Origin of the sequence: Achromobacter deleyi (assembly GCF_013116765.2) — a bacterium.
GTDB classification, from domain to species: Bacteria; Pseudomonadota; Gammaproteobacteria; order Burkholderiales; family Burkholderiaceae_B; genus Achromobacter; species Achromobacter deleyi_A.
Genome location: NZ_CP074375.1, coordinates 1,077,100 through 1,098,365 on the forward strand (window position 1 = coordinate 1,077,100; position 21,266 = coordinate 1,098,365).

General features: G+C 65.8%; 17 protein-coding genes. 8 read left to right on the top strand and 9 right to left on the bottom strand.

The genetic code is table 11. The features are described from left to right. Nucleotides 1-2: 2 nt before the first annotated feature. From HLG70_RS04925 to HLG70_RS04935, 3 genes are read left to right on the top strand one after another with little or no spacing between them, the layout of a single operon-like run. On the top strand, nt 3-1,133 hold the full coding sequence (locus HLG70_RS04925) for a trypsin-like serine peptidase (protein WP_171663675.1): 1,131 nt from the start codon (nt 3-5) through the stop codon (nt 1,131-1,133). Continuing rightward, nucleotides 1,130-3,097 (top strand): trypsin-like serine peptidase, encoded by a 1,968-nt coding sequence (locus HLG70_RS04930; protein WP_171663674.1) that lies wholly within the window; start codon nt 1,130-1,132, stop codon nt 3,095-3,097. The genes HLG70_RS04925 and HLG70_RS04930 overlap by 4 nt, the downstream gene beginning before the upstream one ends. A gap of 5 nt (nt 3,098-3,102) precedes the next feature. Beyond that, nucleotides 3,103-6,330, top strand: a complete 3,228-nt coding sequence (locus HLG70_RS04935) for a hypothetical protein (RefSeq protein WP_171663673.1) — start codon at nt 3,103-3,105, stop codon at nt 6,328-6,330. A gap of 250 nt (nt 6,331-6,580) precedes the next feature. Here the strand turns inward: HLG70_RS04935 and HLG70_RS04940 are convergent, their stop codons facing one another. From HLG70_RS04940 to HLG70_RS04980, 9 genes are all read right to left on the bottom strand, one after another. Next, complete coding sequence (locus tag HLG70_RS04940) at nt 6,581-7,801, bottom strand: MFS transporter (protein ID WP_171663672.1); 1,221 nt, start codon at nt 7,799-7,801, stop codon at nt 6,581-6,583. A gap of 100 nt (nt 7,802-7,901) precedes the next feature. Beyond that, nucleotides 7,902-8,693 (bottom strand): type I methionyl aminopeptidase, encoded by a 792-nt coding sequence (map, locus tag HLG70_RS04945; RefSeq protein ID WP_171663671.1) that lies wholly within the window; start codon nt 8,691-8,693, stop codon nt 7,902-7,904. After that, nucleotides 8,694-8,939 (bottom strand): ParD-like family protein, encoded by a 246-nt coding sequence (locus HLG70_RS04950; RefSeq protein WP_171663670.1) that lies wholly within the window; start codon nt 8,937-8,939, stop codon nt 8,694-8,696. Nucleotides 8,940-9,029: 90 nt separating this feature from the next. Beyond that, a complete protein-coding gene (locus tag HLG70_RS04955; protein WP_234103395.1) occupies nt 9,030-9,734 on the bottom strand; it encodes a DUF2894 domain-containing protein in 705 nt (234 codons plus the stop codon). Next, the gene (locus HLG70_RS04960; protein WP_171663669.1) at nt 9,724-10,374 is read right to left on the bottom strand and encodes an OmpA family protein; all 651 of its coding nucleotides are present in this window, start codon (nt 10,372-10,374) and stop codon (nt 9,724-9,726) included. Before HLG70_RS04960 ends, HLG70_RS04955 begins: the two co-directional genes overlap by 11 nt. Further along, nucleotides 10,371-13,973: a DUF802 domain-containing protein gene (locus HLG70_RS04965; RefSeq protein WP_171663668.1), complete on the bottom strand. Its 3,603-nt coding sequence runs from the start codon at nt 13,971-13,973 to the stop codon at nt 10,371-10,373. Before HLG70_RS04965 ends, HLG70_RS04960 begins: the two co-directional genes overlap by 4 nt. A gap of 10 nt (nt 13,974-13,983) precedes the next feature. Further along, nucleotides 13,984-14,757, bottom strand: a complete 774-nt coding sequence (locus HLG70_RS04970; RefSeq protein WP_171663667.1) for a DUF3348 domain-containing protein — start codon at nt 14,755-14,757, stop codon at nt 13,984-13,986. A gap of 202 nt (nt 14,758-14,959) precedes the next feature. Further along, nucleotides 14,960-15,853 (bottom strand): LysR family transcriptional regulator, encoded by an 894-nt coding sequence (locus HLG70_RS04975; RefSeq protein WP_171663666.1) that lies wholly within the window; start codon nt 15,851-15,853, stop codon nt 14,960-14,962. Between the two features lie 45 nt (nt 15,854-15,898). Beyond that, nucleotides 15,899-16,675 (bottom strand): MipA/OmpV family protein, encoded by a 777-nt coding sequence (locus HLG70_RS04980; protein WP_171663665.1) that lies wholly within the window; start codon nt 16,673-16,675, stop codon nt 15,899-15,901. 135 nt (nt 16,676-16,810) lie between these two features. On the opposite strand from HLG70_RS04980, the gene HLG70_RS04985 reads away from it, so the two are divergent. The 5 genes from HLG70_RS04985 (at nt 16,811) to HLG70_RS05005 (ending at nt 21,260) form a co-directional block, all read left to right on the top strand. Next, complete coding sequence (locus HLG70_RS04985; protein ID WP_171663664.1) at nt 16,811-17,473, top strand: response regulator transcription factor; 663 nt, start codon at nt 16,811-16,813, stop codon at nt 17,471-17,473. Then, nucleotides 17,470-18,834: an ATP-binding protein gene (locus tag HLG70_RS04990; RefSeq protein ID WP_171663663.1), complete on the top strand. Its 1,365-nt coding sequence runs from the start codon at nt 17,470-17,472 to the stop codon at nt 18,832-18,834. The genes HLG70_RS04985 and HLG70_RS04990 overlap by 4 nt, the downstream gene beginning before the upstream one ends. Before the next feature lie 58 nt (nt 18,835-18,892). Beyond that, entirely contained in the window at nt 18,893-20,122 is a 1,230-nt protein-coding gene (locus tag HLG70_RS04995; RefSeq protein WP_171663662.1) for a helix-turn-helix domain-containing protein, read from the top strand. 31 nt (nt 20,123-20,153) lie between these two features. After that, nucleotides 20,154-20,804 carry a Vgb family protein gene (locus HLG70_RS05000; RefSeq protein ID WP_171663661.1) on the top strand — a complete coding sequence of 217 codons (651 nt, stop codon included), beginning with the start codon at nt 20,154-20,156 and terminating at the stop codon, nt 20,802-20,804. An 84-nt stretch (nt 20,805-20,888) separates the two neighbouring features. Then, a complete protein-coding gene (locus HLG70_RS05005) occupies nt 20,889-21,260 on the top strand; it encodes a hypothetical protein (protein ID WP_171663660.1) in 372 nt (123 codons plus the stop codon). The last annotated feature ends 6 nt before the right edge of the window (nt 21,261-21,266 follow it).

Sequence of the window (21,266 nt, forward strand, 5' to 3'; positions counted from 1 at the left end):
CCGTGGACCAACATCGTGCACTCGCGGCCAGGGCAAGGGCTCTCCTGAATTCCGGAGGGGCACTCCAATCGATCGCGGGAATCGAACGGATTGATCCCCTCAAGGTGAGGGCGGCATTGGTCCAGCACCTGAACCTGCTGAAACCATCCGATCCCGCCGTACTGGTCTCGGCGGCCTCGGAGATACTTGCGACCGCGGACCAAGCGCTGGAACGGACCGGGCGGGGTGGCGACACTACGCTGAACGATGCTGAGCTTGATGCCCTGGAGGTCGTTGTGCTGGTAGTTGGGCGGCCGGCGCTGCGCTTTCCAAAGGGAAGGGTGCAGGCCCCGCTAACCGATCTTGGCGACAACGAGCGATGGATCATCCTCCTCGGCGAGGCGCGTAGCCACATCAACCGGGCCGCATCTTCGGTCGCTCGCTTGGGCCGGTTGCGTAGCGATGGAAACGAAGAACCTATTGGCACGGGATGGCGGCTTGGCACGAACCTGCTTGTGACGAACCGACACGTCGTGGAGAAAATCGTGCAGGACACGACGCGCGACCCCGCGGGGTGGGCTCTAAGTGCCGCGCGTCCTTGTGTCGCCGATTTCTGCATGACGGACGAGCCTACATGCGTGAAGCGTCTGATGATCGCCAGCTTGGCTTATTGCGCTTCGGAGCCTGCCATCGATGTGGCGGTGTTGCGGCTTCAGCCGGACGGACCGAAGCTCCCAGATGCGCTGGAAGTCTCATTCGATGAGGCCAAGTTAGGGCAGTACGACGATGATCTGTCATCGTTCAGCGGTCAGCCGGTATACGTGGTCGGCCACCCTCTGCTTCATCGCCCCTCGGCGGAAAGCTTGCGGGTTTTCGGCGATGCGGATGGCCTTAAGCGCTTCTCTCCGGGCTATGTCACGGCGTTAGTGCGGACCGGTTCAGCCTTTGAACATGATTGTTCCACTCTCAGCATAAGCTCCGGTTCTGCGGTTTTTGACGTGTACCAGCATAGCGTGGTGGGCATTCATCAGGGGGGGCACGTCAGCGGGACGCATGGCGCAAGTCGCACTTTCAATCGCGCCATGGCCACTGCTCTTCTTGGCGACCATCGCCTTGGAAATATCTTCAGGCAAGGCCTGCCGCCGGAACCATGAGAACCGTACCCGCATCGCTGTCCCAGCAGCAGATCAACGATCTGGCCGACCTGTTTTCCGAGGCGCTAACGCCCTTCAATCTGTCATGGCTGGGCACCGCGGTCCTGGGTGTCGACGTGCTTCGTGAGGAAGGGAACAGCATCGGGCGGACAAAGGAACTGGCCGTGCGGCTGGTCGAACGACTCGCAGAAGGCCACGCCATCCCCGCCGCGGTTGCGTTGCTGAAGCGCGAGTCCAGGAACAACGGCTACCTGTGTCTAGGATTGGATGCGATTCTAGCCGGCCAGCGCTTTGACCCGAGCAGCCTCCAAGGGCTCATGAATACCTATGAGCCGTTCTTCAATTCAGCTGCGTTCCAACGCATGCTGCCTCGCGTGCGTGGTGCGGTCTGCGCGGTTGCGATCAACCACAAGCTTAGAGGCACTGGTTTTCTGATCGGCCCCGACCTAGTGCTGACCAATTTTCACATTTTCCCGGATGGCTATCTCAAGCAGTCGACTATTGATTCGGAAAGATGGGAGCAGGTCGGTGCCGGCAAGAACCTGGGCTTCGTATTCGACTACCAATCCGAACCACCCCCAAACCTTTCCAGCAAAACGCCCGAGAGGGCTGGATCCGCTTTAATCGTGCATGCTGCGGACGATTGGCTGGTGCACGCGAGACGACTACGCGATTCAGACGGGAAGCCTTACGCAGCGATGCCCGTTAACAAGGAATTGGACTATGCAGTGATCCGCCTGGTCAGCAAGGTGGGTCTAAAACCATCCCGAGTCAGTGGTGGCGCGATGCGAGGATGGCTCCCGTTGCCGACCGACCAGTGTAACTTCCTGGCAAATAGTCGCGTGTTGGTCTTTCAGCATCCTGGCGGAACGTCCCAAAAGATGGATGTGGGGGAGTTCGTTCAGTTGGATCCTTCCAACACACGGGCGTGGTATAGCGTCAACGCCGCTCACGGGTCTTCGGGTGGCGCAGCGGTCAACGGCAACGGGGACCTATTCGCGTTGCACAACGCGGACGTCCAGACTCCGCCCACCGGCCTCGCAAAGGTCAACCAGGGCGTTCGAATAGACATGATTGCGCAGGACCTGGCAACGCATGTCCAGGGCTGGACCTCGCCCCGAGCGGTGGAGGACTCTACCGTCGCTGTGTGGTCGCTCACTGATAGTCTTGACAACGCTAGACCCATCATCGGTAGACGTGTCTTCCGAGAGAACGTTGAGCAGATGACGGCCAACCCTGATAAGCGAACTATGGTGGTGCTTGGCGAGTACGGAACGTTCGCGCGTTTCACGGTCGCGCTGTTGCAGCGAGTCGTGGGTAATCAAGTGCCGATCGCAAGGTTCACACGGACCGATATTCAAACCCTGTCTCCGCAGGATTTTTCTGGCTCGGTTCTCGAGCAACTCGGGGTTCGGCGGGACATGGAGGATCCGATGCCAACGCCACCCGAGACGGAAACGCTGGAACGCTGGCTGGCGCTGGATTTGCCGAATTGGGTGGGGCGGCAACTGGCGCGGCATGCCAAGGCACAGCCAGGCATATTCCCAGCATGGGTGGTCATCGATGTCACGGTTGGGCCTGACGAGCCACGCGTGCTCTGGACCCACGGATTGCGCGACTTAGTTACTGCGCTGATGGGGGTGCGCGACGCCGGTCAGTTCGTGGACATCCCTGAGTTGCGTTGGGTTGTGACTAGCACGGCACCGTTGCCGATCGGCGGCACGACACGCCTGGAAGAAGACTTGCGCGGCGATCTGGATATCGAGAGTGGCTTCGTCGAATGCATGCAGTTCGCCTGGAGGGCGATCGACACTTCCGAAAATCTTCCGTACACGTTGCTGGCCTGGATGGTCGGCAGGGCAAAAGATGAGAATAGCGCAAAACCGGCTGAACAGCGTCTGCCCATTCGGAAAGTACTCGCCGCGACTGTCGTCAATGCGATCACCTGGGCCCCAAAACATTGACCCCCATGTCTGCCAGCTCCTCCATCCCACCCGAGGATTCGGCCTCGTTGCCTGAATGGGCCAAGCAAGCCGTGGAAGCCGCGTCGGCACGCACCGTCGAGCGTCCAACCTTCGAGTCTCTGCGAAATAGCCCCGCATGGCCGCTTTTGCTTGAGGCGGCGGTTGTTTCGACGTTCCTACCCAGCGAACTCGCCCCGGCATATCGGGTGGAACGTGAACGAGCATTGGCCGAAAGCAAGGTTTTGGAGTACGCGGAACCTGCGACGACAAGTAGCGGAATGCGGTGGGAGTTGCGGCGCGATGTGCGAGCGGCCGTCCTGCGGCTGGCTAAACGCTATGGTGATCTACAGCGGGTGATGGAGCGCACAGTGGAGCGCTTTGACGATGCCGTGAGCAAGGCGTTGCGCGAGACGCTGTCGGAGGCACCCGTGAAGCCCCGGCGGTCCACCGATTTGCCGGAATTGGAGGCGATGCGCGTTGCCGCGTCACTGTTGAGCGGCGTTGATTCCGTTGATTCCCAGTCGGTGCTGCGTGAACTGGACCGCCTCATCCGCAAGCGCAGATTTGTCGAGCAGTGCGAACGCATCTGCGGAAAGGATTTCAAGATTGAGGTTGTGGGCCGAGACGCCGAACTCGAATTGCTTCGTGGCTATGTGGGCGTCATCTCTGCCGAGACGTTTTCCGGCGCTATCAACCGCGGGATCCAGCACAGCCTGCGCGCGATCAAGGGACGAAAGCCGCTGGCCATCTTTGGAACCGGAGGCGTAGGCAAGACGACGCTGCTCTCGCGCTTTATGCTGGAGCACATTGACTCTGCGCAAAACAGCTATCCATTCGCATACCTTGACTTTGACCGCCCCAGCATTAGTCCGAAGGACCCTTTTGGCCTGCTGGCGGAGATTTGCCTTCAGGTGTCAGCGCAGTTCGAGGCGCTGGATCGCTCACTGCTCGCGTTACGCAACGAAGCGCTCGAAGCGCAAGCCTACGGAGAGACTTCGGATTCAGCCATGCGGCTGGAACGGCTCGTTGCGGATTTTCGATCATATGTTGATAAGCACCTGCGAAGCCAGGAATCCGCATTCGAATGGGAGCATCCCGTCCTGATAGTGCTGGATACCTTCGAGGTCGTTCAATATGACGCTAACCAAGTGGCGCACGTTGAACGGTTTCTGAGTCATTTTATCGATTGCGGTTGGTCGAGGCTGCGCCTCATTGTCGCTGGCCGCAAGCGAATTGACCGACTGGTTGGGGAGGTCGAATCTCTCGAGCTGGAAGGACTGGATATCAAGGGAGGCGCCGAGTTGCTGGTACGGCTGTCAACCCGTGCTTCCAAGCATCTTTCCAGCAAAAATTCCTCTGAACTGGCCAGGCTTTTAGCCATAAAGCGGGGAGCGCTAGCCCAGCCCAAGGTCCATCCGCTGCGAATTCGGATAGTCGGCGGAATATTCATGCAGGAAAAGGAACGAAGTGCCGATGATATTGCGATAGCGCTCGCTAGCGAGTTAATGGGTGACCTGAACGCGGGCCGCGGCGGCGCCAATTCGCTGATCGACGGCGTCCTTATTCGCCGCATCCTCGGGCATGTGACAGACTGGCGGGTCAGAGCTTTGGCGGATCCTGGGCTGGTAGTACGCCACATCACACCTAAGATCATCGAGTGCGTCATGGCCCCCGGCACGCCTTCCCCGGGCAGTCAGACGCCACGGGATTCGACGGACTTCGAGCCGTGGGTCGTCACCCAGCGGGAGGCCGAGGAAATATACCAAAGCTTTTCCAAGGAAGTGGCGCTCGTGGAAAGCGACGGCATTGCGTTAAGGCATCGGCAAGACGTGCGTAGTGAGATGCTTCCACTCATTCAGGCTCGCAGTCCTCTTCGCGTTGAAAGGTTACACCAGCTAGCGTTCGGCTATTTCAGGGCAGCGGCCGCGGAAGGCGACGACCGGCAAGTCGAGACAGCAGCCGCGGAGGCGGTCTACCACGGCCTATGGAGTGGGCAACCATTAGAGGTGCTGGATCGCATTTGGACTACCGGGAAGGTATCGAACGCCCGGATCGATCCTGAGGAGTTCAAGCCGGGCTCCTTACCCGTGTTGTTTCTGAAGGCACACAATGGAGAAGGCCTCACCGGCGAGGAGGCACGCCGCCTTCCACGCTCGATTGTCCAACCCTGGGCCAGGCAGTTTGGCGATCGATTCCTTCTGGCGGCGGATCCGACTGCCTCGTTCAAAGTACTGCAGGTGGCGATCGGCCCGTGGCTCGATGATGAGGATGGTGCTCCCGCCCTGAAGGGGATTGGCGCGCGGCTCCTCTATAGAGCCGGCGGGTGGCAAGACTGCATAGCACTTATCAGACACGCTTTCGAGCAGATGCCGTGGACGCGGACGACAGCGGAACGGGAGGTCTACGTGAGCTTGGTCCGGCTGCTCGCTCACGTCAATGCGAAGTCGGGGAGGTACGACGCCCTGCATATTCAGGCTGGACGCAAAGTTCTCGAGGAGCTTTCGCCAATCGCGAAGGTGGAGACTGCGTGCCATCTGATGATATCTTTGCCACGAAAAAGGCGGTTGAATCTGCTTGAAGAAGCCATCGCCAAATGCCCACCTCGAGCCTGGACGGCCTCACGCAGAATATTGCGCCTGGCCATACTCCTCAGCGAATCGCCACGTCCTGATTTGGTGGCCATGTGGGTGCGAGGGTCAAATAGACCGCCTCCGCAACAAGGGCAGGGGAGATGGTATGACGAGCACTATGAATGGGCGCTGAAATATGCGTTATCGGCGAGCGCTTCTGCGAAATTTCGCGAAGAGGACTGGCTTCAACGTCGGGTTAACATTGCTGAGCGAATCAAGGACGACGAACAGTTGGCCGCGGCTATTCGTTATCTGATGGTATTCGACCATAGCGATTGGCGGACAGTGCTTGGCAACGCGTTGACTCGGGTGCTTGTCGATTCAAACGAAATGGTCGCTCATCTAAGGCGGAAAGATCTGATTGGGTCCCGGTCATCCATCGACGGCCAAGAAATCGTCCTTGGGGCGATTCGCAGTGGGCGGGTGCTCGAGCTTGCCGATACGATCATCGAGCAAGCTCCGGAAACAATAAATCAAATATTTCCGTACGAAAAGGCTGCCAATGCGAACGATGATCCCTATCCACAGTCGCTACGAGACCTTGCCGCCGCACTTCTAAACTGGCATCAAACCCTCATGAGTTTTGTAAGCCGCAGCATGTAATGCGAGCTGGGTTAGATTCGTCCGCGGCGAGTGCATCGGTAATTGGAAAACGCGCCTGGCAATAATCAGCTCGAATGGAGCGGTCCACAACGCGCAGGCGATGCGTCAAACCAATCCGTCTCCATAGGCATGCGCGGATTTTCCCGACAGATCACCATGTCCGGCTGGATCGATGGTCAATTGGCGGCCTGTCATGTGTGTAGGCATCCGCCGGGCTGCGGATCCCGCATCCACCGTATTCACCTATCGCTCACGACACGACCGCTTCCGGCTGGCTGCGCAGGCGCAGCACCGGCGAGGTGTACAGCACGATGAACTGCACGGCGAAGCCGGCCGTGGACACCCACAGGCAGGCCTCCACGCCGAACCGGGCGGCGAGCGCGGCGCCGATCAGCGCGCCGATGGGGCGAGAGCCGAAATTGGCGGTCACGATCACGGCGGACACCCGGCCCAGGAGCGCATTGGGCGTCACCGCCTGGCGCAGCGTGGTGGTGGTGATGGTCCAAAGAATGGGGCCGGCGCCGAACAGGAAGAATCCCACCCCCGCCCACGTTCCCGACGGATACGCCAGGGTGGACAGCAGGATGACGCTGGCCAGCAGGGCCGACAGCGGCCCCACCGCGATCATCGCGCCGAACGACAGCCGGCGGGCCAGCCAGGGCGCCGCCAGCGCGCCCGCCAGCATGCCGCCGCCATACACACCCAACGTGATCCCCACGCCGGCGGCGGACAGCCCCAGCCGTTCGACGGCATAGGCCACGTAGATCGCCTGCAGCACGAACCAGGCGGTGTTGAAGAACACTGCGGTCAACAGCACCGGACGCAGCAGCGGATGCGTGGCGACGAACGCCGCGCCTTCGCGCAGTTCCGCCAGCGGATGGCGGCGCTGCGCGGGCTTGGGCGCATCGTGGGGCAGGCCCGCCAGCAGCACCACGGCCAGCAGCGACAAGGTGGTGGCCAGCACATAGGCCGTGGACGCGCCCATCCAGCCCACCAGCGCGCCGCCCGCCGCGGGACCGGCGGAGAACGCCGCGCTGCGCGCCAGCTCCAGCCAGCGGTTGGCGCTGGCCAGTTCGGCCGCCGGCACCAGCCTGGGCACCAGCGCCGGGGCCGCCACGTTGTAGGCCACCGTGCCGACCGCGCCCAGGAAGCCCAGCGCGGCCAGCCATTCCAGGTTCAGGCCGCCCATGCCCAGCAGCGCCAGCAGGCCAAGCAGGCTGGCCGCGCGCACGACCTCGGCGGCCGTCATCAGCGTGCGCCGCGACATCCGGTCGGCCAGCACCCCTGCGGGCAGGGCCAGCAACAGGAAGGGCAGCGTCTGCGCGGTCTGCAGATAGCCGGTCTGCGCCGCGCTTGCGCCCAGGGCCAGGACCGCGACCAGGGGGGCGGCCGCCAGTGCGATCTGTTCGGAAAACTGCGCAGCCAGGTTCGAGGAGGCCAGGCGGCGGAAGGCGGAGGGCAGGGCTGTCATGGGGAATGCGGCGGCGCCGCGCAAACGACAAGGGCACGATCATAGTCGTGCCCTTGCCGGCCTGCACTCCGGTCCTTGCCGTGGGCAAGGACGCGGCGGGTCAGGGTATCGGGGGATAGTCGCCGAAGCCGTCCGGCCAGGAAGTCAGCACGTCATAGCCGGTTTCGGTCACGACCACCATGTGCTCCCATTGCGCCGACAGCGAACGGTCCTTGGTCACCACCGTCCAGCCGTCCGGCATCTGCCGGGTTGCCGGCTTGCCCGCGTTGATCATGGGCTCGATCGTGAACATCATGCCGGGCTGCAGCACCATCCCTTCGCCGGGACGGCCGTAGTGCAGCACCTGCGGATCGTCGTGATAGATCTGGCCGATGCCGTGGCCGCAATACTCGCGCACGATGCTGAAGTGTTCGCGGTGGGCCACGGTCTGGATCGCGTGCCCGATGTCGCCCAGCGTCGCGCCGGGCTTGACCGCCATGATGCCCGCGCGCATGGCTTCGTAGGTGGTGTTGACCAGGCGGCGCGCCAGCGGGCTGGGCTGGCCCACGTAGTACATGCGGCTGGTGTCGCCGAACCAGCCGTCCTTGATGACGGCCACGTCGATATTCAGGATGTCGCCGTTCTTGAGCACCTTGGCCGACGGAATGCCGTGGCAGATCACATGATTGACGGATGCGCAGATGGTCTTGGGAAAGCCGTGGTATCCGACATTGGCCGGAATGGCTTTCAGCACGTTTACGATGTAGTCGTGGCAGATGCGGTCGATCTCGTCGGTGGTGACGCCGGGCCGGACGTGTTCGCCGATCATGTGCAGCACTTCGGCCGCCATGGCGCCTGCCTTGCGGGCCATTTCGATATCGGCGGCGGACTTGATGGAAACCTTTTTGGCCATTTACGCGGCCTCCTGCTGGACAGCCTGCGGCAAGCGCTGGGACAAGGCGGCGATGGTGAAGCCGTCCGCCTGTTCGATGCGGATCAGCAGCTGGCAGATGTCGGCGTGGCGCAGCTCGGGGTAGAGCTCGGACAGCATGCCGATGCGCATCCAGTGTTCGGCCTGGGAATTGATGGAACGGCTGAGCGCGCCGCTGGCGACGCGCAGGTTCTCATGCATTTGCTCGGAAATCTTGACGATGCCCATGGTGGTGTTCCATATATGTTTTGTATATGGAACGTATAGTACCGCCGGGCGAGGCAGGGCGCAAATCGATCGCCCTAGGAGGCAGGCGCGTCAGCCCGCTTCCTTGCGGGCCTTGCCGCGCGTGGCCTTCTTGGGAGCGCCGGCGCGCGGCGTTTCCTTGGCCGGCGGGGCGGCCGCCGCGGTCATCTGCTCCATCCACATCAGCGCGTCGGTGTACGACAGGAACTGCTGCAGATATCCCGGCGATACCTCGCGCATCAGCGACAGCGCCCGGTGCACGAGCTGGTTGGAATTGAGCGGGCCCGCGTTCTTGTGCACCTGCTCTTGCGACTGGCGCACCTGGCGGTCGGCGCTGACCCGGGACCACACCGCGCGGAAGTAATCGAGCATCTGCACGTCGGGGTAGGCGGCGCGCAGGCCCATCGGATCGCGGGCGGCGGGGTCGTGGCCGTCCGCCAGCGCGGAACCGGCGATGTGGTCTATCAGTCCGGCCAGCGGCCCGCGGTCGGAAGCGCCGGGCAAAAGCGCGGCTTCAGGTTGGTCCTGGGCTATGTCCAGCCCGGCTTCGGCTTGGCCCCGGGCGCTGTCCAGCCCGGCTTCATAGGCCTGGATCAGTCCGGCCAGCCTGTCGTCCAGGAGTTGCCGGGCCTGGCCGCCATACGCGGCCGCCCGGCGATCCAGCGCATCCATGAAATGGAAGCGGACGGGATCGGCGCGGTCGGCGCCGCATTCGCGCCAGGCATCCAGCATCGCCCGCGCGTCCAGGAGCGCTCCGCGGGTGCCGTCACTGCTCACTCGGCTTTCCCGTGTCGTTGGACGGCTTGGGGATGGGCGTGATCTCCACCCGGCGGTTCTTGGACCGGCCTTCTTCGTCCGCGTTGGAGGCCACCGGCTGCTCGGCGCCGAAGGCCGCCGCGAACACCGAGGAAGACGCAACGCCCTCGTCGATCAGGGCGCGGGTCACCGTCAAGGCGCGCTGGGCGGACAGGTCCCAGTTGTCGGCGAAGCGGCGGTTGCCTTCGCGCACCTGCTGGTCGTCGGTATAGCCGCTGACCATCAGGATCTCGTTGTGGGATTTCAGGTAGGCCGAAAGCGGCTCGATCAGGCTCTTCAGGATTTCGCGGCCTTCGGGCTGCAATTGATCGGAGTTCAGCGCGAACAGCACGCTGCCGCTGATGCCGATGCGCCCGTTGATCAGCGTTACGCGGCCGGCGGCCAGCGGGCCGGCCAGCGCCTGTTCCAGCGTTTCGCGGCGCTGCGTTTCGACCTGGCGCTGCTTGACCTCTTCTTCCAGCTGGGTCGAGAGCTGCAGCTGCACGGCAACCACGCTCACCAGGATCAGGACGAAGGCGCCCAGCAGCACCGACATCAGGTCGCCGAAGACGGCCCACGCCGGGACTGTCGGCTCCACGCCGCCGTCGATTTCCTCGCTCATGCCGCTTCCACTCCGGCCGCGGTGCGCTGGCTGGCGAGCTGCTGCAGGTTCTCGACGATCTGCTTCTGCGACATCATGCTCAGGTCCACCACTTCACGGGCCTGCGCCACGTAATAGGCAAGCTGCTCATCGCCGCGGGCGATGGACTTGTCCAGCGCGGCTTCGATGCGTTGCAGGTGGGCCATCAGCTTGTCGTTGGACTCGCCGAACGACTGCACCGCGACGCTGAAGGATTCGCCCAGGCTGGCCACTTCCACGGCGCTGCTGGTGACCAGCGCGGCGACATCGGTGAGCTTGCCGGTTTCGGCCTCGACCTTGTCGGTGAACTGGGCGCCGACGCGGTCCAGCATGTCCGCCGACGACGCGACCAGCGAATCGACGGCGGTACGCTGCTCGGCCGCGGTGTGATTGACTGCGTCCAGCAGGGTGCCCAGCGTTTCCAGCAGGCGGTTGCGCTCTTCCAGCATGTCGTTGTCGCGCACCATGCTGTCGGACAGCTTCTGGCGCAGTTCGCCGATGACCTCGGCGGCGGCGCGCGGCGCTTCCGACGCGGCCTGCACCAGGCGGCCGATCTCGGCGATGGTGTCGCTGGCGTGAGCCTGCGTCTGCGAGGTGATGTCTTGCGCGGTCAGGCTCAGGGTGTCGCAGATCTGCTGCTGCTGGCTGGCGGTGTTCGCGCCGGCCTGTTCCCATTCGGCGCGCAGCGCGTCGGCCATCGCGGAGAGCTTGCCGGTCCAGGCCGCCAGGCGCGCTTCGTCGTTGGCCGCCAATGCCGTTTGCAGGGTTGCATGCGACTGGTCCAGCGTTTCCAGCAGCGTCGCCGAGTGTTGGCCGAAGGTGGCCGCCGCGGTCTCCAGCGCTTGCCGGTGGTCGCTGGCCAGTTGCGCGCCGACCTGTTCCTGGCGGGCTTGCGCATCGGTCCAGGCCTGCGTGACGCTGCCCGCCGCCGATTCCAGGCGGGCGGAAGCGTTCTCCAGCAAGCCGGCTTGCGTCTGCGTCTGGGCCGTGACGTCGCGCGCGGTCTGGGCCAGCGCGTCGCTGATTTCCAGTTGGCGGATGGCGGCCTGCGTCCCGGCCTGTTCCCACTCTTCGCCGAGCTTGGCGGCCATCGAGGCCAGGGTGCCGGTCCAGGCGGCCAGGCGTTCCTGGTCGCGAGAGGCCAGCGCGGCCTGCAGTTCGGCGTGCGACTGGTCCAGGGTGCGCAACAACGACTCGGCATGCTGGCCGAACGCCGCCGCGGCGGTTTCCAGGGCCTGCTGGTTGTCGCTGGCCAGTTTTTCGTTGGCGCTCTGCTGGCGCGACTGCGCGTCGGTCCAGGCCTGCGTGACGTTGCCGGCCGCGGTTTCCAGGCGGGCGGATACGTTCTCCAGCAGGCCGGCCTGCGCCTGCGTCTGCGCGGTAACGCCGCGTGCGGTCTCGGCCAGCGTGTCGCTGATTTCCAGTTGGCGGAGGGCGGCCTGGGTGCCGGCCTGCTCCCATTCCTGGCCCAGCTTGGCGGCCATCGAGGCCAGCGTGGCGGTCCAGGCGGCCAGGCGTTCCTGGTCGCGCGCAGCCAAGGCGGCCTGCAGGTCCGCGTGCGACTGGTCCAGCGTGCGCAGGAGCGACGCCGAGTGCTGCTCGAAGGTGGCCGCGGCCGTCTCCAGCGCGGCCTGGTTGTCGCCGGCCAGTTTTTCGCTGACCTGCTCCTGGCGGGCCAGGGCGCGGGTCCATTGCTCGGACACGCCGTTTGCCGCGGTCTCCAGGCGGGCCGACACGTTCTCCAGCAGCAGGGCTTGCGCCTCGGCCTGGGTCGTAAGGTCGCGGGTGGTCTGGGCCAGGGTGCCGGTCCAGGCGGCCAGGCGTTCCTGGTCGCGCGCAGCCAGGGCGGCCTGCAGGTCCGCGTGCGACTGATCCAGCGTGCGCAACAGCGACGCCGAGTGCCGCTCGAAGGTGGCCGCGGCCGTCTCCAGCGCGGCCTGGTTGTCGCCGGCCAGTTTTTCGCTGACCTGCTCCTGGCGGGCCAGGGCGCGGGTCCATTGTTCCGACACGCCATTGGCCGCCGCTTCCATGCGGGCCGACACGCCTTCCAGCAGGGTGGCTTGCACCGCGGCCTGCGAGGTGATGTCGCGCACGGTCTGGGCCAGGGTCTGGCTGATCTCCTGCTGGCGGGCGGCGGCTTGCGCGCCCGATTGTTCCCATTCCTGGCGCAGCGTGGCGCCCATGGCGCCCAGCGTCTCGGTCCAGGCGGACAGGCGCTGGTGGTCGCGCGATGCCAGTTCCGACTGCAGCGCCGTGTGCGATTGATTCAAGGTGCGTAGCAGCGACGCGGAGTGCTGCTCGAAGCTGGCCGCGGCGGCCGTCAGGGCCTGCAGGTTGTCGCCGGCCAGCTTTTCGCCGACCTGTTCCTGGCGCGCCAAGGCATGGGTCCACGCTTCCGACATATTGCCGGACGAGGCTTCCAGGCGGGCGGAGACGCCATCCAGCAGGGCGGATGAGCGCTGCTCGAAGGTCTGGGCGAACCGGTCCAGCGACGCGCGCAGGTCCTGGGCCATCGCCTCGCTGGCGCGCTGCTGGCCCGCCACCGCCTCGGTCCAGATGCCCGCGACGTTGGTGGTCGTGGCCTGCAGGCCCGCCGTCAGGCCGTCCAGCTGCTGTTGCACCGCCAGCGTCACGGTGTCCTGCAGGGAAGCCGTCTCGCGCGACAGGCTGGCCATCGTCGCCTGCACGACCGGCTGCAGGGCTTCGCCGGCCGAGCGCGCGCTTTGCGCCACGCTTTCCTTCATGGACTGCTCCATGACGGACGCCAGGCGGGCGTACGCCGCCTCGGCCTTGCCCTGGAACACGTCCTGGCTGGCCAGTTGGCGGTCATTGAGCGTCTGGCTCTGCTGCGCCATGCTCTTCATCATGGCCTGCAGCTGCTCGACCAGCGTCGGCATGGTCTCGGCCTGGCGCTGCATGACTTCGGCCTGGCGCTGGAGCAGCTTGAAGGATTCCTCGCGCTGATAACTCTGCGTGTAGGCGCGCAGGGTCGTCGCTGCCTTGCTGTCCAGGAGCTGCGCCGCCTGGATGCGATCGCGGCGGCACAGGGCCGCCAACAGTCCCAGCATGGCGGAGGTGGCCACCCCGGCGATCGAGGTGCCGAACGCAAAGCCCAGGCCCTTGACGGGCGCGGCCAGCGACGCGCGGATGGCGCCCAGGTCCGTCGCGCTTTCCAGCGCGAGCCCGGTGCCGCGCAGCGTCACCACCATGCCCAGGAACGTGCCCAGCATGCCCAGCAACACCAGCAGGCCCACCAGATAGGGCGTAAGCCCCGGTCCGGGCAGGCCCACGCGCTCGCCTTCGACGCGCAAACGCGCCGCGTTGCGCAGGCTGGCGGGCAATTGATCCAGCCACGACGCCAGGCTGCCTGGCGCTTCGGACAGGCCGGACACGGCCCGCGTCAGCGATGACGTGGCCTGCTGGTAGCGCAGCAACTCCCACGCGCCTGCCAGATAGCAGACGCCGATCAGCAGCGTCACGGCCAGCGCCAGCGGGTTGGTGCCCGCATAGCCCACGCCGATCCAGCCCACGACGGCCAGACCGGCCAGGAAAACAACGAAATTGATCAGATACTTGGACATAGTGTCCTGGTTAGCTGGCGCGAAGGGCGGCAAGCAGCCCTTCGACCGGTTGTAAACGAACATCCAATTCGGCAAGGAGGACGCTGCGCATGTCTTTGCGGAACGTGTCCAGCCACGCGCCGGGCGTTACCGCCGGGGGCGTTTCGGTAATTTCAGCTTCGGCGGCATCGCCGGCTTCGGCATTGGCCAACGCCGCTTCCTCGGCCACGCGCAGGCGCACAAAGTGAACCTGCAGCAACTTGGGAATCGCGCCCAGCAAAGCGCGCTCCTTGGGCAGCAGGGCGCGGTCCATGATCGCGTCCACCACCGCCAGGCGCGTCATTTCGCCGTTCCTGGCCGCCACCATCCCGCGCAGCCGGCTGCGCAGATTGCCAATGCTGGTTTCCATCGTGTGCTGCAACGACAGATACCGCTGACGAAAATTCGAGTAGTCGGCGTCGGCTTCGGCCAGGGCCGCGGGCTTCTTCACCGGTGCTTGTCCCGGCGTCAGCCGCTTGGCGACCGTGGCCGCGGTGTCGCTGGCGATGGCGTCGGCCAGCGTGGTCCGGACGCGCACGCACTCGCGCTCTTCGGCGCTGCTGAACAGGCGGGCGCCGGGGGCAATCACGGGCGGGCTGGTATTCAGGGCCGCGGACAGCGCGATCGCATCCGTCCAGCCAAGCCATAGGCTCAGATGGTCTGAGAGCGATTGCCTGGATTGCTGGACATCGGCATCCGTCAGGCGAGTCAGCAAGCGAATGAGCGTCGGGCCGCTTAAACCTGTGCGCTGGGAGGCTTGCAACATACCACCAGAGTCAAAAAGGGGGGAGTTTACACGGTGCGGAGGGGCAAGGGGCGGGCGCCCAATAAATGGGGTCGTATCATTGCGAGGTGTGCAATATTATGACGTGACCAAGGGCGGGGAGCCGCAAGAGGACCCCCGGTACCTGTCCGTTGCGGAAGGAACCGGCGGGGGCGGCGGGTTGCGCCGGATATTCCGGGTTGGGCTAGGCTGCGGCCGGGTTCAGATAGTCCGCCAGAAAATCGATGAACCGGCGCGTCTTCGCGGGCAGCAGGCGGGTTTCGGTGACGGCATGGACCGCAATGGGGCGCAGGCTCCACGCCGGCAGTACATGCACCAGTTCGCCGGCCTGCAGCCGCCGGCTCAGGTCGCCGCCCAGCGCCGCGATGCCGGCGCCCAGGACGGCCAGCCGCTCCGCCATGCCGGCGTCATCGACGCAGTAGCGGTGAACCGACGACACGAGGAACTGCTCCTCTTGGCGCTGCAAGGGCCAGGGCGCCGCCTGGCCGCCGCCCGTACGCAAGCCGATGCAGTCATGGCGTTCAAGGTCGGAGGGCCTGCCGGGCGCGCCGCGGGATGCCAGGTAGTCCGGGCTGGCATACAGGCGCGCGTGCAGCATGCCCAGACGCCGCGCGATCTGCGATGAATCGGACAGCTCGCCGAACCGGAGCGAGACATCGCAGGGCTCGGGCGCGCGGTCGCCGCATTCGGCGCCAGCCAGGCTCATGTGAAAGCGGATGTCCGGATAGCGTTTCCCGAACGCCGCCAGGGCGGGCAGCATGGCATCCATGGCGTAGGCCGCGGACACATGGATGCGCAGCGGGCCGCTGGGAACCTCCAGCTGGCCGCGCAGTTCCTCGTGCGCGACTTCCGCCTCGGCCACGATGCGGCGGCAGCGCTCGAAGTACAGGCGCCCGGCCTCGGTCAGCTCGACCCGGCGCGTGGTCCGGTTGAGCAGCCGCAGGCCGACCGAGCGCTCCAGTTCCGCGACGTGGCGGGATACCGTCGACGTGGGCACGCCGAGCGTCGCGGCGGCGCGGCTGAAACTATGCGTCTTCGCCACTTCGGCGAACAATTCCATGCCATGCAGGCGTTTCATAAGGGGCTCCCCCACGGGCGGCCGGGGCCGCCCGGGCACGCGGCGTCAGAAGGCGTAGACCACGCCCACGTTGGCGAAGACGTTCGTCTTCTTTTCAGTCAAGGGGCTATCGCGGGCGTCGCCCACCAGGGTATTCACGCCCAGCGTCGTCACGGCGCTCCAGCGCGCGTCGATGCGGTGAGCCCAGGTGCCGAAGAGCGCCACCGACTTGAAGCCGGACGAAGGCGAGTACGTATCCAGGCCCTCGCGGCTGCGCGCGGATTGCGAGGACGTGACGCCGAACCAGGTCTGCATGGCGTTGTGGTCGGCCCATTGGGTGCTGGCGCCGACCGTGACGCGGTTGCTGGCGTTTTTCCAGGCGTCGTAGGTCACCCGCAGGTCCAGCGTCCCGCCGTAGCCGCTGCGCGCCGCCTGCCGGTAGGCGGCCATCAGCGAGTAGGGGCCCGGCGACCACTCCAGGAACGCCCCATAGGTGCCGTGGAAATCAATATCGTCCAGGCCACGGGTCCGGTCGGAGTCGGCGGCGTCGCGCCCCAGCGCCATGCCGACGAACGCGCCGGCCGTCCAATCCGGGGCCAGATCTGTTTTCAGCCCCATCGCGGGAAGTCCGGCGCGGGGCGATATGAAGAAATTGCCCGATTGATAGTTGATCAGCGGCAGCGGCAGCGCGCGGTATTCGCGGGAGCCTTCATAGACGGGCACGCCGGCCACGCCCAATCCGATGAAGTTCCCGGCGCCTTCCGCGGCGTGTGCGCTGCCTGCCATCGCGGCCAGCATGGCCGAGGCCATCAGCGGTGTCCTTGTTAACATACCCAGCTTCATTCCATACCTTCCTACGTGATTTCCGTGCAGGCGCCATGCCTGCCGGCAACGGGCCGTATTGTCGGCAGGGGGTTTTAATAATTCTTTAAATCGGCGCAGGCATGCTTTGCGCCGTTGAGTGTTCTGGAGCTGTTCTTGCGTGTCCTGCTAGTTGAAGACGACGCCATGCTGGGCGATGCCTTGCACACCAGCCTGACGCAGTCGGGCATTGACGTGCATTGGGTCCGCAGTGTCTCCGAGGCGCGATTGGCCTTGGTGCAACATGGCTTTAATGCCGTGCTGCTGGACCTGGGGCTGCCCGACGGAAGCGGGCTGACGGTTTTGAAGCAGCTGCGCTCGCGCTACGACGCCACGCCGGTGCTCATCCTTACCGCGCGCGACAGGTTGAGCGAACGGGTTCAAGGCCTGGATGCGGGCGCCGACGACTACATCGTCAAGCCGTTCCAGCTCGACGAGCTGCATGCCCGGCTGCGCGCGGTGGTCCGGCGCAGCAGCAACACCGTCGTGTCGGTGCTCCGGTGCCGCGACATCGCCATCGAGCCCGCCAGGCGCTGCGTCACGCGCGGCGGCGTGGAGGTCAGCCTGAGCGCGCATGAATACAGGACGCTCCTGGCGCTGATGGAACGCATCGGCCACACGATCAACCGCGAGCAGCTCGAGACCGCCGTCTACGGGGACAGCTCGGCCCTGGAAAGCAATACGGTGGCCGTATACATCCATCAGTTGCGGCGCAAGCTGGGGGACAAGCTGATCACCACGGTGCACGGCATGGGCTACCGCATCGAGGCGGGCGAATGAAGACCTTGCGCAAGCAGTTGACGGTCACGCTGCTGCTGGCGTTGTCGCTGGCCTGGATATTTGTCTTTGCCTTGCAGCAGTTCGAAGCGACGCGCGCCCAGACGGGCGTGCGCGACCAGGGACTGCACGACGGGGCGAACCAGATCCTGATGTCCCTGCCTGTCAGTCTGCTGGGCAGCGTGGCGCCGGCCGAGCGCTTCACCTTGCCGGCGTCCAGCCACTTCAACGGCGACCGGGCCTCCTTCCAGGTGTGGTCGCTGGCCGACCGCAAGCCGCTGCTGCAATCGCCGGAATCGCCCCTCCAGCCGCTGAATCCGGACTTCCGGGACGGCTATCTGGACAGCGCGGCGGGCGGCACCAACTGGCGCGTGTATTCGATCACCGACGCCAGCGGGCGGGTGCAGGTGCAATTGGCCTCGTCGCAGAGCGATCTGCGCGCCAAGACGCTTTACAGCTTCAGGCGCGGGCTCGTCATCGTGTCCATCCTGTTCCTGCTGCTGGCCGCGCTGACCTGCGTGGTGGTGGGCCGGGCGTTTCGCAAGGTGGACCGCGCGGGAGCGGCCATTGAACGGCGCGGCCCGTTCGACCTGGCGCCTTTGCCCTCGGCGGGCATGCCCGGCGAGTTGCGGCCGTTCATCCGGTCGATCAACCAGCTGCTGTTGCGCGTCAAAGGCGCGATGGACCGCGAGCGGCGCTTTCTTGAAAACGCGGCGCACGAACTGCGCACCCCCCTGGCCGCATTGAGCGCGCATGCCGAACTGGTTGCCCGCAGCGCCGGTTCCGGCGAATCGGCCGAGGCCGCCGGGAAACTGCGGCAGGTCGCGCAGCGCACCTCGCGCATCGCCGAGCAGTTGCTGGACCAGGCGCGCATGGACGCCCTGAGCGAAAGCGAGCATGCGCCGGAACTGATCGAACTGGACGCGCTGGTCGTCCTGCTGGTGCGCGACTGGGAGGCATGCGCCAGCCGCAAGCAGCAGCGCATCCTCCTGGACGTCCAGGCTTGCGTCGTCAGGGGCCGGCTCGACGCCCTGGGCGTGCTGCTGAGCAATCTGCTGGACAATGCCGGACGCTATACGCCCTGCGGCGGCCAGATCGCCGTTTCCTGCGGCCCGACGGCCGGGGGCGGCGCATTCCTGCGCGTGGCCGACGATGGCCCCGGAATCGAGCCGGCGGAACGCAAGCGCGTCTTTGACCGCTTTTACCGCGCCGCGGGAACCCCGGCGGGCGGCAGCGGCATCGGCTTGTCGCTGGTTGCGCAGATCGCAGGGCAACATGACGCCGCGGTTGGGGTAGGGGTGGGCCTGCGGGACGCGGGTGTTTCTCTGACTGTCGAGTTTCCGCCCGTCCCGGGCCCTGTCTGATTGGTGTAGATTAGTTTTCTGGCCGGGCACGGGGGGAGCGGCAGGTGACGCAATCGCCATGGACTTTCTGATCGCATCCGCGGCGCGCGCGCTGGCGGCGGGCGACCCGCTGGGCGCGCTGAACCACGTGGCCTTGCGCGGCGACGCGGCCGCGCTCGCTTTGCGCGGCATCGCCATGGCGCAGCTGGGCGACCTGATTTGCGCCAGGACGCTGTTGCGCGGCGCCGCGCGCGCCTTTGGTCCCAAGGATGCCGCCGCCCGCGCCCGCTGTGTGGTGGCCGAAGCGGAGATCGCGCTGGCCTCGCGCGACCTGGGCTGGCCCGAAAAGGCGCTGGACGCCGCGCGCGCCACGCTGCAGGCGCATGGCGATTTCATCAACGCCGCGCATGCCTGCCAGTTGAAGGCGCGCCGCCAGCTCCTGCTCGGCCGGCTGGACGAGGCGGAGCGTTCATTGGCCAGCCTGGACACGGGTTCCTTGCCCTGGGCGTCGCGCGCCATCCAGGAATTGATCGCCGCCGGCATCGCCATGCGCCGCCAGCGCGCGAAGGCGGCAAGGGCGGCGCTCACCCGTGCCGAGCTGGCGGCCAGCCATGCCGGCATCCCCGCGTTGATGGCCGAAGTGCAAAGCGCATGCCAGGCCTTGAATACGCCCGCCGCGCGGTTGCTTGGGCAAGGCGCGGAGCAGCCTTTGCTGCTTGACGACGTGGAAGCCCTGCTGGCGTCTGGAACGATAGTGGTGGACGCCTGCCGCCACGCCGTGCGCGACGCGGATGCGGCCATTGCGCTTGCCGGCCGTCCGGTGCTGTTTGCGCTGGCGCGCGCCCTGGCCGAAGCCTGGCCCCACGACGTGCCAAGGGAAGCGCTCATTGCGCAGGCCTTTCGCACCCGCTACTTCGACGAAACGCATCGTGCGCGCCTGCGCGTCGAAATCGGACGGCTGCGCACGGCGATCCGCAAGCTGGCCGGCGTCAGCGCAACCCAGCGCGGCTTTGTGCTGAAACCGGCGGGCGGACGCCCGGTAGCGGTGCTGGCCCGTCCCGCCGACGACGCCGATCCGGACCAGGGCGCGCTGCTGGCGTTCCTGGCGGACGGCGAATCCTGGTCCAGTTCGGCCCTGGCCCTGGTGCTGGGCGCGAGCCAGCGCACGGTGCAGCGCGCGCTCGATGCGCTGGCGGATGCCGGCAAGGTGCAGCCCTTCGGGCACGGCCGGGCGCGCCGCTGGATGACGCCGCCCATGCCCGGATTCGCGTCAAGCTTGTTACTCCCCGGCATCCTGCCCGGCAATTAGCATGGACGGACCAACTCAACAGGACGCCACCATGAAACGAACGCAAGCCCAGATCATTCGCGAGTACGGCCCCTTTCCCGGTGTTCAAGCCGTCCACGGCGTCACCTATGACGGCAAGCAGGTCTGGTTTGCCGTGGGAGACAGCCTGATCGCGCTGGACCCCGCCAGCGGCGCCACGTCCCGCCAGCTCAAGGTCGTCGCCAACGCGGGCACGGCCTTTGACGGCAAGCACCTTTACCAGATCTCCGACGGCCGCATTCAGAAGCTGGACCCGGATAGCGGCAAGGTGCTGGCCACCATTGCCGCGCCCGGCGGAGACCGGGCCTCCGGCATGGCCTGGGCCGAAGGAAGCCTGTGGGTGGGCGAGTACCGCGAGCGCAAGATCCATCAGATCGACCCCGACACCGGCCGCGTGCTGCGCACGATCGCCTCCAACCGCTTTGTCACCGGGGTGACCTGGGTGGACGGAGAACTCTGGCACGGCACCTGGGAGGGAGACGAAAGCGAACTCAGGCGCGTCGAGCCGGGCACCGGCGAAGTGCTGGAGGCCGTCGAGATGCCGGCGGGCATCGGCGTGTCGGGCCTGGAGTCCGATGGCGCAGGGCAGTTCTTCTGCGGCGGCGGCGACAGCGGCAAGGTGAGGGCGGTGCGCCGGCCCGGGAAGGACGCGCCGGCGGCTTGAGCCGGCCCTGTGGCAAGTCTTGCACCGGCCAGGCCATGCGCGGCGCGTTGTTACTATCCGGTCTGGACATCCACAGGGAACCGCATGAACCTCGCCCCACTTGGCATCCTGGGCATGGCCGCGATCGGCTTTGCGGCGCATGCCGCGCCGCTCGCGATCCCCACCCCCCAAGAGGCCCACGCCGCCGTGCTGAAGCTGCTGGGCGACGACCTGCCCGGCATCAAGAACTCGCAGCTGGCGATCGGGACTTGCCTGCCTGCTCCCGGCGAGCCGCACACGGGGCAGGTGTCGTGCACCACCATGCTGCTGATGCCGGCCGGCAGGTCCGAGGCGCCCATGGATTTCTATCGCGAGGGCGAAACGTGGAAGGCGACGCCGCCGACGAATCTTGAATTGCCGTTTCCGGATCCCAAGCTTGCGGACCAGCGCTGGGACCAGAGCAAGGCCGGGCAGTAGGAAGCA